Raw genomic sequence first — 15,342 nt, 5'->3', positions numbered from 1 at the left:
ATAGCCCCTTAAATGAGATTCAAAGCGCGACTTTTCGCCGCCGGCTGGCGTAGAGGTAGAAGAGAATGGAGCTGCTGGCGCAGAAAGCGATAGAGATCAGCATCGGCCAGGCGGTGGTGAAGGTCGCCATCGACAGCAGCGCGCCGACAATCGCGCCGATCCCGAAGCGGAAGGTTCCCGCCAGCGAAGAGGCCGTTCCGGCCATATGCGGGAACTCATCGAGAATGACCGCCATCGCGTTCGAGGAAACCATCGACACGCAGCCGATAAACGCGGCCACGCCGAACACCAGCGCCCAGAAGCCGACATCAAACAGCGCGCAGACCACCATCCACACGGCCATCGCAAACTGGATCCACAGCCCGGCGCGGAACATATTCAGCGCCCCAATCCGCCGGACAAAACGGCTGTTTATCATGGTCATGACGAACAGGAAGGCCACGTTGAGCGCAAAGTAGTAGCCGAAGTGCTGCGGCGAGACGTGGTTAATATTGATGTAAACAAACGGGCCGGCGCTCAGAAATGAGAACATCCCGGCGAAGCTGAAGCCGCTCGCCAGCATATAGCTCAGCACGCGCTTGTGGCGGAACAGGGTAGCAAAGTTGCCGAGCGTGGTGCGCACATGAAACTTCTGCCGCCGCTCCGGCGGCAGGGTTTCGCTAATGAAGAATGCGATCATCGCCGACGCAAGCAGCGCCGCCACCGCAAGGATCCAGAAGATGGCGTGCCAGCTGAACCACACCAGCACCGCCCCGCCCACCATCGGCGCGACCAGCGGGGCGATGGTGGTTACCAGCATCACGAACGACATCATCCGCGAAAACTCTTCTTTCGGATAAATATCGCGCATCAGGGCGTTAATCACCACGCTCGCCGCCGCCGCCGCGAGGCCGTGAAAGAAGCGCATGGTAATCAGCATTTCGATGGTCTGCGACAGCGCGCAGGCCACCGCGGCGGCGGCAAAAATCAGCGTCCCCCCGAGGATCACCGGCTTACGCCCGATGCTGTCGGCCATCGGGCCGTACAGCAGCTGGCCAAAAGCAAAGCCCAGAATATAGGTGCTAAGCGTCATCTGCGCGCTGCCGTCCGGCACGTTAAACTGCGCCGAGATCACCGGCAGAGCCGGTAGATACATATCAATCGACAGCGGCATGAGCATGGCCAGCAGGCCAAGAATAAACACAATCCCCAGGGAAGAATTCTGCTTTGCCGTCACGTTTTACTCCGCGCATGCTGAACGCCAACGCTGGCAATCTCTTCTTCCGTCAGCGGGCGATACTCGCCGGGCTCCAGAGAGTCGTCCAGCGCGATAGCGCCAATTCGTTCACGATGCAGGCCGACAACGTGGTTACCCACGGCGGCAAACATCCGCTTAACCTGATGGTAGCGCCCTTCGCTGATGGTCAGCCGAACTTCCGTGGGAGTCACCACTTCGAGAACCGCCGGCCGGGTCAGCTCTTTTTCATTATGCAGCTGAACGCCCTGCGCAAACTGCTCCGCGGTGTGTTCGTCCACCGGGTTTTCCAGCGTCACCAGATAGGTTTTTTCGCAGTGATGGCGTGGAGAGGTAATACGGTGCGACCACTGCCCGTCATCGGTCATCAGCACCAGACCGGTGGTATCGATATCCAGACGACCGGCGGCATGCAGCTTGTGCGCCACCGGAACATCAAGAAAATAGAGCACCGTCGGGTGATCCGGATCGTCGGTAGAACAAACGTAACCCTGCGGCTTGTTAAGCATAAAGTAGCGCGGGCCGTTCTGCTGGGTAAGCGTATTGCCGTCATACTCAACGTCATGCTCCGGCTGGAGCTTGAACGAAGCGTCTTTCACGATTTCACCATCCACAAGAACGCGGCTGCTGCGGATTTCACGTCCGGCAATAGCCCTGCTGACGCCAAGTTGCTGAGCGATAAACTTATCAAGTCGCATGAGATTTTTTTAGCCTGTAATAATGCTGGAGCGGGCAAGCGCCCGAAAAAGAAGAAATTCATTGGCTAGTATAACGGGCTCTTAACGCCACTCAAGGGAAAAGATTCATGGCATACTATTTGCGAGTTAATTAACGCCTGTGAAGCCATGAATTTTACATTACGCCCCTACCAAAAAGAGGCGGTCGATGCCACCTTAGCCTGGTTTCGTCGCCACCATGAGCCCGCCGCTATCGTCCTGCCGACCGGGGCCGGCAAAAGCCTGGTCATTGCCGAGCTGGCGCGCCTGGCCCGCGGCCGCGTGCTGGTACTGGCGCACGTCAAGGAGCTGGTGGCGCAAAACCACGCTAAATATCTTGCCCTTGGGCTGGAAGCCGATATTTTCGCCGCCGGGCTGAAGCGCAAAGAGAGCCACGGTAAGGTCGTTTTCGGCAGCGTACAGTCGGTTGCCCGCAACCTTGAGCAGTTCCAGGGGGAGTTTTCGCTGCTGATCGTCGATGAGTGCCACCGCATCAGCGATGACGACGATAGTCAGTACCAGCAAATCATCGCCCACCTGCGGCAGGTCAATCCGCAGCTGCGCCTGCTTGGGCTCACCGCCACGCCGTTTCGCCTCGGGAAGGGCTGGATCTATCAGTTCCATTATCATGGCATGGTGCGCGGCGACGAGAAGGCGCTGTTTCGCGACTGCATTTATGAACTGCCGCTGCGCTACATGATTAAAAACGGCTATCTGACGCCGCCGGAGCGGCTCGATATGCCGGTGGTGCAGTACGATTTCAGCCGCCTTCAGGCGCAGAGCAACGGCCTGTTCAGCGAAGCCGACCTCAATCATGAGCTGAAAAAACAGCAGCGCATTACGCCGCATATCGTCAGCCAGATCGTTGAGTTTGCCCAAACGCGAAAAGGGGTGATGATTTTCGCCTCTACGGTGGAGCATGCGCGGGAAATCACCGGCCTGCTGCCCGCAGGTGAAGCCGAGCTGATTACCGGCGAAACGCCGGGGCCGCAGCGCGACCGCATTATTGAATCGTTTAAAGCCCAGCGGTACCGCTATCTGGTCAACGTGGCGGTGCTGACCACCGGCTTTGACGCCCCGCATGTCGATCTTATCGCCATTCTGCGCCCTACCGAATCGGTCAGCCTCTATCAGCAGATCGTCGGCCGCGGCCTGCGCCTGGCGCCGGGGAAAACCGACTGCCTGATCCTCGACTATGCCGGCAACCCGCACGATCTCTACGCGCCTGAAGTCGGGACGCCGAAAGGCAAGAGCGACAACGTGCCGGTGCAGGTATTCTGTCCGGCCTGCGGTTTCGCCAATACCTTCTGGGGCAAAACCACCGCCGACGGGACGCTGATCGAACATTTTGGCCGCCGCTGTCAGGGCTGGTTTGAAGATGATGAGGGCCATCGCGAGCAGTGCGACTTTCGTTTTCGCTTTAAGCACTGCCCGCAGTGTAATGCGGAAAACGATATCGCCGCCCGCCGCTGCCGCGAGTGCGACACGATTCTCGTCGATCCCGATGATATGCTGAAGGCGGCGCTGAAGCTCAAAGATGCGCTGGTGCTGCGCTGTAGCGGCATGGATCTGCAGCACGGCGCCGACGACAAAGGCCCGTGGCTGAAAATCACCTACTACGATGAAGACGGTGCCGACGTCAGCGAGCGCTTCCGCCTGCAGACTCCCGCCCAGCGCACCGCGTTTGAACAGCTGTTTATTCGCCCGCACACCCGCACGCCCGGCGTGCCGCTGCGCTGGATAACCGCTGCCGATATCCTTGCCCAGCGGGCGCTGCTGCGCCATCCGGACTTTGTCGTCGCCCGCATGAAGGGGCAATACTGGCAGGTGCGGGAGAAAATGTTCGACTACCAGGGACGCTTTCGCCGGGCCAACGAACTGCGTTAATCGGCATTAAGGCTGAGGTTTTGATTGCCGTAAAAACCTCTGGCGGCTATAATGCCGCCCGCTTTTGCATTCGCAAAGCAGATCATCTGCCTGCTGCTGGGTCGCCTGTAGCAGGATTTAAATATAGAGAGACATCAATGTTTACTATCGACGCAGAAGTACGTAAAGAGCAGGGTAAGGGTGCGAGCCGCCGCCTGCGTGCAGCTAATAAATTCCCGGCCATCATTTATGGCGGCGAAGCTACTCCGGTAGCAATTGAGCTGGACCAGGACAAACTGTGGAACATTCAGGGTAAAGCTGAGTTCTACGGTGAAGTTCTGACCATCGTTATCGATGGCAAAGAAGAGAAAGTTAAGGTTCAGGCTGTTCAGCGTCACCCGTTCAAGCCAAAACTGTCTCACATCGACTTCGTTCGCGCTTAATAGCCGATAGCAGTTGTTGTATGAAACGCCCCGGTCCGCAAGGTCCGGGGCGTTTTGTTATGTGCTTTGCGCCCACAGCGCCGGCGCTAAATCGATAACCGTCTTCAGGGCCTGGTGCTTGTTCATACCCGGCTGCCAGAGCATCACCATCGTGACGTTCAGCCCCTGACTGCCGACCTCGGTTTCGATTTTACTCACCCCATCCCAGCTCTGCGCCTGGAAATGATCGGCCAAAAATCCCCACCCCTGCCCCTGCTGCATGGCGTGACGCAGCAGCGTGATTTCATTCATGTACTGCGTATGGCCGGAGATTTGCAGCCGTCGGGCGATCTGATCGTCAGAGCGGCGATGCATCACCAGCTGAGGCACCAGCGCCAGGTTCAGCAGCGTCAGCGGCCTCGCATAGCCGGCAAACAGCCGCTCTGCGGCATAAAATCCCAGTTCAACGGTGCCCAGCGCGCGCCACTCCATCTCGCTGCCAAGGGTGCGGTTATTGGCCTGGCATATCGCCAGGTCGGCATGGCCGTCCGCCAGCGCCTGTTCAGCCTCGCGACGCGATGCGCTCCAGCAGCTCATCCGCAGCTGGCGCTGCGCAAGATTATCGGCCAGGGCGCAGAGAAAGCCGCGCGGCACAAAGGGGTCATACGCCACCCTCAGCTCCTGCCAGGCCGTGCCCGGCAGCGTCCGGGCGAAGGATTCAAAGGCCTGCGCCTGGCGCAGCAGCAGGTGCGCCTGGCGAAAAAGCTGCTCACCCTCCGCGGTTAACGCGAGGCTGCGTCCGTGGCGCAGGAATAGCGCGTAGCCCAGCGCATCTTCCAGATAATCCAGCAGATCGCGTAGCGTGGTGCGATCTTTGCCGAGGCGAATCGCCGCCCGCGACAGCGAGCCCGTTTCGGCGACGGTGGCAAAAGCCTCAATTTGCGCAAAAGAGTACTGCAGCGTTTTCATACCATCCCATCCTTGCGGGGGAAAATCCCCCATCGGCTGATTTTAGCCTGCGGCCGACGATTTATATACTGCGCATCGGGTTGTAATGGCTAACAAGGAATTTCTGATGACAAGTATAAAAACGATCAAACCGCTGGCGCTGGCGCTGATGCTTACCGCCCTACCCGGCGCCGCGCTGGCGCAGGCCCAGCCGCAGCAGGAGTGCGGCGGCGTGCTGCTCGATACCTGCCCGACGCCGTTTGATAAAACGCTGCCGGCGGCAAAAGAGATGCTCACCTGGGATCAAGCCGATCGAGTGGTTGGTTTTCGTAACGACTATCGTAACTATGCCGGGGACGTCTTTCACCACGGCGCCGCCGTTGCGCTACAGCAGGCAGATAGGCCCCTGACCGACGCCAGCTATACGCTGAACGGCCAGACGTGGCACCTGCAGGACTACCTGAAGCGCGAAAATGTGACCGGCCTGCTGGTGCTAAAAGAGGGCAAAATTGCCTATAAGTACCTTGGCGCCGGCAACACCGACTCCACGCTGTGGACGTCGCGCTCGGTGGGCAAAGCGGTGGTCTCCACGCTGGTCGGTATCGCCATCCAGCAGGGGAAAATCCACTCTTTGGATGATCTGATTACCGATTATGAACCGGAGCTGAAGGGCAGCTCCTGGGACGGCGTCACCCTGAAGCAGCTTATCCAGCACACCTCCGGCGTAGAGTGGAATGAAGATTACACCAATCCGCAGTCCCACTTCGCGCGGCTGACCCAGTGCGAGGCGCATCCGGGAGCCTACGACTGCGTACGTAAGATCGTCGCCTCTCTGAAACGCGCGCATCCGGCCGGAGAGCAGTGGTCCTACTCCTCCGGCGGCGCGTGGCTGCTGGGGGATATCGTGGAGCGAGCAACCGGCATGTCGCTTGCCGCCTGGCTGGAACAGACGCTATGGCAGCCTGGCGGCATGGCCCACGATGGCGTGTGGCATGCCTATCAGCAAGGGAAGCACGATGTCGGCGCCCACGGCTTCAACGCCACGCTTGAAGACTGGGGACGTTTCGGTGAGTTTGTTGCCCGCGACGGACGCCTGCCCAACGGCAAATCGCTGGTGCCTGACGGCTGGTTCGATATGGCCGCCGACTGGACTCAGGCACAGAACTCGGTCTCCGCGGCGCACCCGGACGGAATTTACGGATTCCAGTGGTGGAATAACGCGATTCCGGCCAATGCCAAAAACGTCGAACCTACGGCTCAGCAGGGGCTGAAGGATTCCCTGTGGGCGCTCGGCATATATGGCCAGGTGATTATGGTCAATCGCGCTGAGCATCTGGTTATCGTCCAGTGGTCAACCTGGCCGCAGGCGGAGCCTTCGTTTAACGCTCAGCCGCTGGAGGCCGCGCTGATGTACAGCGCTATCGCCCGCCAGCTACGCTAGACCGTGTCGCTCTTTGCCCGTTCTGCGGCATGGAGCGATGCTGAATTGAGCGCCAGGTGCTGCAGCAGCATAATGGTTTTGGCATCCACGATCTCGCCGTCGCGTATTGCCTGCAGCGCCTGCTCCAGCGGCCACTCCAGCACTTCGATATCTTCCCCTTCTTCCGCCAGCCCGCCGCCGCTACTTTGCCGGTCGTCAGCCGAATATTCGGCAATAAAAAAGTACAGCTTTTCCGTGACCGAACCGGGGCTCATATAGGCCGTAAAAACGGGCTCGATGCGGGTCACCTGAAAGCCCGTCTCTTCCTGCGCTTCGGCGATAATTCGCTCTTCCGGGGAGGCGTTATCCAAAAGCCCGGCGGCGGCCTCGATCAAAAATCCGCTATGGCCGTTAATCCATACCGGAAAGCGGAACTGGCGGATGAGAACCACGGTTTTTTTCTCGCGGTTGTAGAGGAGAATAACGGCACCGTTCCCGCGGTCGTAGGCTTCGCGGCTCTGTTCCTGCCAGCGTCCGTCCCGCCGCAGCAGTTCGAAGGTATATTTTTTTAGCGTATACCAGTTATCGGATAGCAGCGTTTCGCGGATATTGCGAACGTATGGTGCGTCAATGTGCATGTTTTGCTCCTTACCAGGTGACAGAAAGCACCATAGCATGCACAATCATGCACAAACAAGATAAAACATGAAGGAAAACGCATGCTCGCCAGCCAACGAAAGCAGCTCATTTTGCAGATTCTTAGCGCCGAGAAACAGGTCATGTCGGGGGAGCTCAGCCAGCGCTTCAGCGTCTCGGAGGACTCCATTCGTCGCGATTTACGCGAGCTGGCGGCGGAAGGGAAGCTGCAGCGGGTTCACGGCGGCGCGCTGCCGGCTTCGGCCGCCGTTGCCCCGATCGCGGCCCGCAGAAACGTGCAAATCGATTCCAAGCAGGCGATTGCCCGCCGGGCGGCGGCGTTAATTCAACCAGGCCAGGTGGTTATCGTTGACGGCGGGACCACCACCACCGAGATGGTGAAGCTTTTGCCCGCCGATTTAGCCTGCACCATCGTGACCCATAGCCCCGGCATCGCCGTCGCGCTGGTCGATCGGCCGCTGGTTGAGGTGATCCTGATCGGCGGGCGCCTGTTTAAACATTCGCTGGTCGCCGTCGGCGCCGCGGCGCTGGAAGGTATTGCGCGGATCAACGCCGATCTGTTTTTTATGGGCGTCACCGGGGTACACCATCAAGCGGGTTTCACCACCGGGGATTATGAAGAAGCGGGCATCAAGCGGGCGCTGGCCGCGCGGGCGGCGGAAACCATCGTGATGGCCTCGCGGGAGAAGCTGAATTCGGCATCGGCTTTTGCCATCGGCGAGCTAAGCCTTGCCGGCACGCTGATTGTCGATAGCCCGGTGGATGAGATGCTGCAAGCGCGGCTGGCGCAATGTGGAATTGAAACGATCCGCGCCGACGCGCAGTAAGGGAGAGAAATCCCCCCGGCCTGCGGCCGAGGGGATTGGTTTCAGCTTCCGCCGGAAGTCCGGCGCTGCAGCTGATCGCGCAGATTCGGCGGCGTGCCTTTGATGGTCAAGGTATCCGTCGCCGGGTCCCAGAACACGCGCTCGCCGAGCAGCATGGCATCAAAGTTGATCGTCAACCCGCCGCCGCTGCCGGCAAACTTAGTTAACTGCCGCAGAGTGCTGCGATCCGCCGGGAAGCTCTCTTCCAGCTCATACCCCTGTTCAGCGGTAAACTCCTGGAAACTCTTCTCGCTCACCCCCGCCAGCTCTTTAGAGAGCGATTCGAGCTCAATCTCTTCTCCGGACTGCAGCTGCTCGCTGCAGTAGGCGTAAACCTGCTGACGCACGTTCTGCCGCTCGGACTTATCCAGCTGCGCGTCGGCGGCAAAATCATCCACCGCCTGCAGCAGGCCGCGGTTCTGCGCTTTGGCGTTCAGCCCTTCGCTGGCACCGAGGAAATCCATAAAGAAATCGGCGACTTTGCGCCCTACCCGGCCTTTCAGGAAGGTCAGATAGCGGGTCGATTCCGGGTTCGTCTCCCACTCGGTTAAATCAATGCGCGCCACGATGTCGGCATGATTGATGTCCAGATAGTGGGTGGAGCGGATATCCAGCTCTTCGTTGACCCGCATGCTGCTCAGGTTGTTGAGCACCGCCACCAGCAGATACTCAACCGCCAGATAGCGATACTGGCAAAACAGAACGATCCCGCCTTCTGCGAAGGGATACTTCGCCAGCTCGTCGCGCAGACGACCGGTCGCCGCGCGGCTGAACGGCAGAAAATCTTCTTCACCTTTGCGCTGCAGGCGCAGCGCCTGGGCCAGCTCGCTCTCTTCATTAAACAGGCCATAGGCCTTGTTTTTTGCGCTGTAGACACGATGCAGCTCGGCCATCATCTCTACGACCGTCGCATTAGGCTCCAGCAGCGAATCGCGCAGCACCAGCTCAAGGTTTTGTTCATCACGTTTAATTAACTGATGCAGGGCAATCTGGTCGATATCCAGACTCATGTTAAACTCTCCTTTTAGACCGGGCGGTATTCAACCACCGCCGGGACGGCGACGCAACCGGCGCGTGACTCTTCGGCTAGCCGAGACTCGCGATCCTGCGCGCTTTTGCGCCGTGGCGAAAAAATGCGGAAAAAAAGCTGCTGCTACGGTAATATGTTGCCCTTTCACGAACAAACAGATTTTGACTTTTATGCCGCAATTATCCCGCTATAGTGATGAACACGTCGAACAGCTGCTCAGCGAGCTGACCAACGTGCTGGAAACACACAAAGCCCCCGTTGACCTTTCACTGATGGTGCTAGGCAATATGGTGACCAACCTGATCAATAGTAGCGTCGCGCCGGCGCAGCGTCAGGCGATCGCCCGTTCTTTTGCCCAGGCTCTGCAGTCCTCAATCAACGACGACCCGGCGCACTAAGGATAACCAACAACTTTATATGGTGACTCTTCGTCAGCCCTACCGAGAAAAAGTCTCCCAGATGGTCAGCTGGGGGCACTGGTTCGCCCTGTTCAACATGTTGTTGGCTATGGCGCTCGGCAGCCGCTATCTTTTTGTCGCCGACTGGCCAACGACGCTGGGCGGACGCATTTTTTCGTATGTCAGCCTCGTTGGTCACTTCAGTTTTCTGGTCTTTACCAGCTACGTACTGATTCTCTTTCCGCTGACCTTTGTCGTGATATCACAGCGGCTTATGCGCTTCCTGTCGGTCATTCTGGCCACGACAGGGATGACGCTACTGCTGATTGATAGCGAAGTATTCACCCGCTTCCACCTGCATCTCAACCCTTTCGTCTGGGAACTGGTTATCAACCCGGATCAGAACGAGATGGCGCGTGACTGGCAGCTGATGTTTATCAGCGTGCCGATTATCTTCCTGCTGGAAATGCTTTTTGCGACCTGGAGCTGGCAGAAGCTGCGCAGCCTGACGCGCCGCCGCCACTACGCGCGCCCTGTCGCCTGGCTTTTCTTTATCTCTTTTATCAGCAGCCACCTGATTTATATCTGGGCTGACGCGAATTTCTATCGTCCGATTACCATGCAGCGGGCGAACCTGCCGCTCTCCTATCCGATGACCGCCCGCCGCTTCCTTGAGAAACACGGCCTGCTGGACGCGCAGGATTACCAGCGTCGCCTGGTGGAACAAGGCGCGCCGGAAGCGGTCTCCGTGCAGTATCCGCTGAGCGATCTGCGCTATCGCGACCTCGGCACCGGCTATAACGTGCTGCTGATTACCGTTGATAACCTGAACTACTCGCGCTTCGAGAAGAACATGCCGGAGCTTGCCGGCTTCGCCAGGGATAGCGTCAACTTTACCCAGCATATGAGCTCAGGTAACAGCACCGATAACGGTATTTTTGGCCTGTTCTACGGTATTTCACCGGGCTATATGGACGGCGTGCTGTCGGCCCGTATTCCGGCAGCGTTGATTACCGCGCTCAACCAGCAGGGCTATCAGTTGGGCCTGTTCTCTTCCGATGGCTTCAGCAGCCCGCTCTATCGCCAGGCGCTGCTGTCCGACTTCTCGCTGCCGGTAGCCAAAACGCAAAGCGATGAGCAGACGGCAAACCAGTGGATTGGCTGGCTGAATCGCTACGCTCAGGATGAAAACCGCTGGTTCTCGTGGGTTTCGCTCAACGGCACCTCGCTTGACGACGGCCAGCAGCAGAACTTTGTGCGCCGCTATAGCCGCGCGGCGGGCGAGGTCGATACGCAAATCGGCCGGGTGCTCAGCGCCCTTCGCGAAGCGGGCAAGCTGGATAATACGGTGGTTATCGTCACCGCCGGTCACGGCATGCCGCTTAATCCGCAGCACGGCAAGTTTGACTGGTCGAGAGACCAGCTGCAGGTTCCGCTGGTGATTCATTGGCCGGGCGTTCCGGCGCAGACTATCGCGACGCTGACCGATAACAAAGATGTGATGACCACGCTGATGCAGCGTCTGCTGCACGTCTCTACCCCGGCGAACGAGTATTCGCAGGGCGAGGACCTGTTTAGTCCGGCACGTCGCCGCAGCTGGGTCACCGCGGCGAACGGCGATACGCTGGCGGTCACCTCGCCGGAAGTCACCGTGGTGCTGAACCACAATGGAACCTACAGCACCTGGAATAGCGACGGTAAGAAGATCGACAATCGCAAACCGCAGCTCAGCCTGCTGCTGCAGATCCTGACGGATGAAAAGCGCTTTATCGCTAACTGATTGATTAATTATGAATCAATTGGTCGCTCCCCCGCTTGCATTCGCCTGGGGAACGGGTAATATTACCGCCTATGCGTCGGCACGTAGCGCAGCCTGGTAGCGCACCGTCATGGGGTGTCGGGGGTCGGAGGTTCAAATCCTCTCGTGCCGACCAAATCACTCTGAGAAACCAGCCTTTTATGGCTGGTTTTTTTATGCCTGTTTTTCATGCGGGGAGTTAACGGGGTGAAACCCGGACAATAACCCCATACTTCGTCGCTATTCCTGCGCATCAGAACGTATAAAATATTCCATCGCCCGTTCTTTCTGCCTGAAAACTGACGCGAACCCGCCCGCAGTGCCGCTCATTGAGCCACTTCGGTAAACAAACTACGACCTCGCTGATTGTAAATCGAGGAATAGCTTCTATATTCGACTGTATCAGTCATACGCCAGGAAGATAAAAATGAGAGTTAATGGAATTACCAAGGGATTCTTTATCCTGATCCTGCTGATAGTCAGCCTTGCCTTTTTTGATGTCCTTTCTCCCTATTACTCAGCCATTCTGTGGGCGGCTATTCTGGCCGTGATCTTCAATCCGGTGAAGAACAAGCTACGCAGCAGGCTTGGTGAACGCAATGGCCTGGCCTCGCTGCTGACCGTGGCGATTATCTGCCTGATCGTCTTCACCCCGCTGGCGATTATTTTCTCCTCGCTGGCGCTCGAGCTGAACCTGGTTTACACCAGGCTTGAGCATAATGACACCCAGTTCCCGGCGGTGGTGGCGAGCCTGTTCGCCCATCTCCCGGAGTGGGTCAGAAGCTTCCTCTCGGAGCATAATCTCGACAGCGCCGATCAGATTCAGAAACAGCTCTCAGACGCGGCGCTAAAAGGCGGTCAGTACCTGGCCGGCAGCGCATTTCTGATTGGCAAAGGGACGTTCGGTTTTACCATTAGCTTTGGCGTCATGCTGTATCTGCTGTTTTTCCTGCTCAAAGATGGCCCGTATCTGGTGATGCTGATCCTGGAGTCCCTGCCGCTGTCTAACTACGTTAAGCAGCACCTGTTTGCCAAATTTGCCGCCGTCGCCAGGGCTACCGTGAAAGGTACCGTCGCCGTCGCCCTGGTCCAGGGCATACTGGGGGGAATAGCCTTCTACGTTGCCGGGATTGATGGCAGCATTTTATGGGGCGCGATCATGGCGTTTCTGTCGCTGATCCCGGCGGTAGGTTCAGCCATTGTCTGGGTTCCCGCAGCCATCTTCCTCTTCGCCACCGATCAGCTATGGCAAGGGGCGTTTGTCGTCGGCTTCTTCGTGATTGTTATAGGGCTGGTGGACAATATTCTGCGTCCGCTGCTGGTGGGTAAAGATACCAAAATGCCGGACTACATGATTCTGATAGCCACCCTGGGGGGTATGGAGATTTACGGTATTAACGGCTTTGTGATCGGTCCGCTGATCGCCGCGCTGTTTATCGCCTGCTGGAATCTGCTCTCAGGCCGCGAACACGCCGGCAATACCGATGAAATTGATGAAGAGTTTATTGAGGAAGGCAAGCTAAACCGCGATGAGTAAGCCACTCGCGCGCTAGCGCCGTGACGTCAGCTGCCGCAGGCGGCAGCTGACAAAAAGCAGCAAGATAATACCTCTTCAGTTAAGCATATTTTCAGCAAACTCCTATACTCCACAACAATAAAGCAGCATATCACGCTGCTTTATATGCAAACATTGGTAAATAAATCTTACCAATAGGGCGAAAGATGATAGTCTTTTAGCGTTGAAAAACGATAACAAAGGATGATCGATCGTGAACAAAATCGCTACGTTTGCTGTTTCCCTGCTGACCGTTGCCTGTGTCTCCGCCAGCGCACTGGCCGCCGAACAGCCTCTGGAAAAGATTGCGCCCTATCCAAAAGCGGAGAAAGGCATGAAGCGTCAGGTGATCCAGCTGCCGCCGCAGAAGGACGAATCGGCCTATAAAGTTGAGCTGCTGATTGGCCAGACGCTGGAAGTCGACTGTAACCACCATCGCCTTGGCGGTCAGCTGGAGAGCAAAACCCTCGAAGGCTGGGGCTACGATTATTACGTCTTTGATAAAGTGACCTCGCCGGTTTCGACCATGATGGCCTGCCCGGACGGGAAGAAAGTGCAGAAGTTTGTTACCGCAGGGCTGGGCGATGCCGGCATGCTGCGTTACAACAGCAGGCTGCCGGTAGTGGTTTACACGCCGGATAACGTTGAAGTGAAGTACCGTATCTGGAAAGCAGACGAAACTATCGGTAATGCCGTCGAGCGCTAACCGCAGGCAATAAGAAACCGGCGGCGCTGGCCGCCGGAGTTGTCTTCTACAGCGCGATATCCGCTATCGGTTTACTCTCCGTCAGCGGTTTCAGCTCTGCCTGAGGAGCTTTATCCGCGACTGAAACCGGCTCATAGCGCAGCTGCAGAACCTCGCTGGTCCACGCCAGCGCCTGCTCAATCGCCGCGGAGTTGCCGTCAAGACGCAGGCCGTAGGAGGGAACGATCTCTTTTAGCTTCGCCTGCCAGGCGGCTGAATGCACCTTATCCTTAAAGACCGTTTCCATCAGCTGCAGCATAATCGGCGCGGCGGTTGAGGCCCCGGGTGAAGCGCCGAGCAGCGCCGCAACGGTACCGTCATCATCGCTGACCACTTCCGTTCCCAGACGCAGCACGCCCTTCTTGCCGTTACGCTTAATGATCTGCACGCGCTGGCCGGCCTGCCACAGGCGCCAGTCGCCTTTATTCGCTTCCGGATAGTATTCGCGCAGCGCCTCGTGGCGATCTTTATCTTTCTGCATCACCTGGCTAATCAGGTATTTCACCAGATCGAAATTATCCAGACCCACGTTGAGCATAGGCAGAATATTTGACGTGTTGGTCGAGGCCAGCAGATCCCACAAAGAGCCGTTTTTCAGGAAGCGGGTGGAGAAGGTGGCAAATGGCCCGAACAGCACCACTCGCTTACCGTCAATAATACGCGTATCGATATGCGGCACCGACATCGGCGGCGCCCCCACCTCGGCCTGACCGTAAACTTTTGCCAGATGGTGGTTAACGACTTCAGGGTTTTCACACACCAGGAACTGGCCGCCAACCGGGAAGCCCGCGTACTCTTTAGCCTGAGGAATGCCGGTTTCCTGCAGCAGCGTCAGCGCCGCGCCGCCGGCGCCAATAAAGATAAATTTGGCCTTAATCACCCGCTTCTGGCGACGGTTGTTGGCATCCGCCAGGGTGACCGTCCAGCTCTTGTCGGCGTTGCGCTTAAAGCGACGCACAACGGTGCCAAGCTGTAAGGAGAAATTAGCGTGGGTCTGCAGCCCGGCAATCAGCTGACGCGTAATTTCGCCGTAGTTGACGTCGGTGCCGACCTCGGTGCGGGTCGCGGCAACCTTTTGCTGCGGGTCGCGCCCTTCCATCACCAGCGGAGCCCACTCTTTAATTTGCTGATGATCTTCGGAATAGCGAATACCGCGGAACAGTTCGCTCTGCTGCAGAGCGGCGTAGCGCGCGCGCAGGAAATTAACGTTATCTTCGCCCCACACAAAGCTCATGTGCGGTACGCTGTTGATAAATGATTTCGGCTTACTCAGAATGCCGCGCGTGACCTGGTGGGCCCAAAATTGACGAGAGATATGGAAGGATTCGTTGATATCGACCGCTTTGTCGATGTTGATCCCGCTGGCGGTCTGGGGCGTATAGTTCAGCTCCATCAGCGCCGCATGCCCGGTACCCGCATTATTCCAGCCGTTCGAGCTCTCCTCCGCAACGCTGGACATCTGCTCGACCATGGTAATAGACCAATCCGGCTCCAGTTCCTGCAGCCAGGTTCCCAACGTGGCGCTCATGATGCCGCCGCCAATCAACAGTACATCCGTCTCTTGCTCATGGCGGGTGTTGGTCCGAGGTGTACTTGAACCAACCGCCGGTGAGCTGGGTACGGCCATCTTTTTCTTCATCGAATTTGAGCCTTACTTTACTCGCTTTTTTATTTAGCGCAGGTGACA

The 15,342-nt window shown here is 57.7% G+C and carries 14 protein-coding genes and 1 tRNA gene; 9 read left to right on the top strand and 6 right to left on the bottom strand.

Annotated elements, in window-relative coordinates:
* Nucleotides 1-19 precede the first annotated feature (19 nt).
* Together QFI97_RS09500 and rsuA are read right to left on the bottom strand one after the other, a co-directional pair.
* Nucleotides 20-1,216 carry a Bcr/CflA family multidrug efflux MFS transporter gene (locus QFI97_RS09500; RefSeq protein ID WP_095100677.1) on the bottom strand — a complete coding sequence of 399 codons (1,197 nt, stop codon included), beginning with the start codon at nt 1,214-1,216 and terminating at the stop codon, nt 20-22.
* A complete protein-coding gene (gene rsuA / locus QFI97_RS09495) occupies nt 1,213-1,932 on the bottom strand; it encodes a 16S rRNA pseudouridine(516) synthase RsuA (RefSeq protein ID WP_346431001.1) in 720 nt (239 codons plus the stop codon). Before rsuA ends, QFI97_RS09500 begins: the two co-directional genes overlap by 4 nt.
* 147 nt (nt 1,933-2,079) lie before the next feature.
* Between rsuA and radD the strand changes: the two genes are divergently transcribed.
* Together radD and rplY are read left to right on the top strand one after the other, a co-directional pair.
* A complete protein-coding gene (gene radD / locus QFI97_RS09490) occupies nt 2,080-3,837 on the top strand; it encodes a DNA repair helicase RadD (RefSeq protein ID WP_346431000.1) in 1,758 nt (585 codons plus the stop codon).
* 137 nt (nt 3,838-3,974) lie between these two features.
* Nucleotides 3,975-4,259 carry a 50S ribosomal protein L25 gene (gene rplY / locus QFI97_RS09485; protein WP_095100671.1) on the top strand — a complete coding sequence of 95 codons (285 nt, stop codon included), beginning with the start codon at nt 3,975-3,977 and terminating at the stop codon, nt 4,257-4,259.
* A 57-nt stretch (nt 4,260-4,316) separates the two neighbouring features.
* Here rplY and QFI97_RS09480 read toward each other — a convergent pair whose 3' ends face one another.
* On the bottom strand, nt 4,317-5,207 hold the full coding sequence (locus tag QFI97_RS09480) for a LysR family transcriptional regulator (protein ID WP_346430999.1): 891 nt from the start codon (nt 5,205-5,207) through the stop codon (nt 4,317-4,319).
* Between the two features lie 106 nt (nt 5,208-5,313).
* Between QFI97_RS09480 and QFI97_RS09475 the strand changes: the two genes are divergently transcribed.
* Nucleotides 5,314-6,627, top strand: a complete 1,314-nt coding sequence (locus QFI97_RS09475; protein WP_346430998.1) for a serine hydrolase domain-containing protein — start codon at nt 5,314-5,316, stop codon at nt 6,625-6,627.
* On the opposite strand, the gene QFI97_RS09470 is transcribed toward QFI97_RS09475, so the two are convergent.
* Nucleotides 6,624-7,244: an NUDIX domain-containing protein gene (locus tag QFI97_RS09470; protein WP_346430997.1), complete on the bottom strand. Its 621-nt coding sequence runs from the start codon at nt 7,242-7,244 to the stop codon at nt 6,624-6,626. The genes QFI97_RS09475 and QFI97_RS09470 overlap by 4 nt on opposite strands.
* Nucleotides 7,245-7,325: 81 nt before the next feature.
* On the opposite strand from QFI97_RS09470, the gene QFI97_RS09465 reads away from it, so the two are divergent.
* The gene (locus QFI97_RS09465; protein ID WP_095100663.1) at nt 7,326-8,090 is read left to right on the top strand and encodes a DeoR/GlpR family DNA-binding transcription regulator; all 765 of its coding nucleotides are present in this window, start codon (nt 7,326-7,328) and stop codon (nt 8,088-8,090) included.
* A 41-nt stretch (nt 8,091-8,131) separates the two neighbouring features.
* Here the strand turns inward: QFI97_RS09465 and yejK are convergent, their stop codons facing one another.
* Complete coding sequence (gene yejK / locus QFI97_RS09460; protein WP_095100661.1) at nt 8,132-9,139, bottom strand: nucleoid-associated protein YejK; 1,008 nt, start codon at nt 9,137-9,139, stop codon at nt 8,132-8,134.
* Nucleotides 9,140-9,329: 190 nt separating this feature from the next.
* Here yejK and QFI97_RS09455 point away from each other — a divergent pair, with 190 nt between their 5' ends.
* The 5 genes from QFI97_RS09455 (at nt 9,330) to eco (ending at nt 13,616) form a co-directional block, all read left to right on the top strand.
* Entirely contained in the window at nt 9,330-9,557 is a 228-nt protein-coding gene (locus tag QFI97_RS09455; RefSeq protein ID WP_015583825.1) for a YejL family protein, read from the top strand.
* A 19-nt stretch (nt 9,558-9,576) separates the two neighbouring features.
* Nucleotides 9,577-11,337, top strand: a complete 1,761-nt coding sequence (yejM, locus tag QFI97_RS09450; protein ID WP_095100659.1) for an LPS biosynthesis-modulating metalloenzyme YejM — start codon at nt 9,577-9,579, stop codon at nt 11,335-11,337.
* A gap of 77 nt (nt 11,338-11,414) precedes the next feature.
* Nucleotides 11,415-11,491 (top strand) — tRNA-Pro (locus tag QFI97_RS09445).
* A gap of 291 nt (nt 11,492-11,782) precedes the next feature.
* Nucleotides 11,783-12,892: an AI-2E family transporter gene (locus tag QFI97_RS09440; RefSeq protein ID WP_095100657.1), complete on the top strand. Its 1,110-nt coding sequence runs from the start codon at nt 11,783-11,785 to the stop codon at nt 12,890-12,892.
* Between the two features lie 232 nt (nt 12,893-13,124).
* Entirely contained in the window at nt 13,125-13,616 is a 492-nt protein-coding gene (gene eco, locus QFI97_RS09435; RefSeq protein ID WP_095100655.1) for a serine protease inhibitor ecotin, read from the top strand.
* A gap of 46 nt (nt 13,617-13,662) precedes the next feature.
* Here eco and mqo read toward each other — a convergent pair whose 3' ends face one another.
* Nucleotides 13,663-15,294: a malate dehydrogenase (quinone) gene (gene mqo / locus QFI97_RS09430; RefSeq protein WP_331834725.1), complete on the bottom strand. Its 1,632-nt coding sequence runs from the start codon at nt 15,292-15,294 to the stop codon at nt 13,663-13,665.
* Between the last annotated feature and the right edge of the window lie 48 nt (nt 15,295-15,342).

It is taken from the genome of Klebsiella scottii, from assembly GCF_036561945.1.
GTDB lineage: Bacteria > Pseudomonadota > Gammaproteobacteria > Enterobacterales > Enterobacteriaceae > Klebsiella > Klebsiella scottii.
The sequence above is the reverse complement of the archived record's forward strand: the minus strand, read 5'-3'. Positions and strand labels throughout refer to the sequence as shown.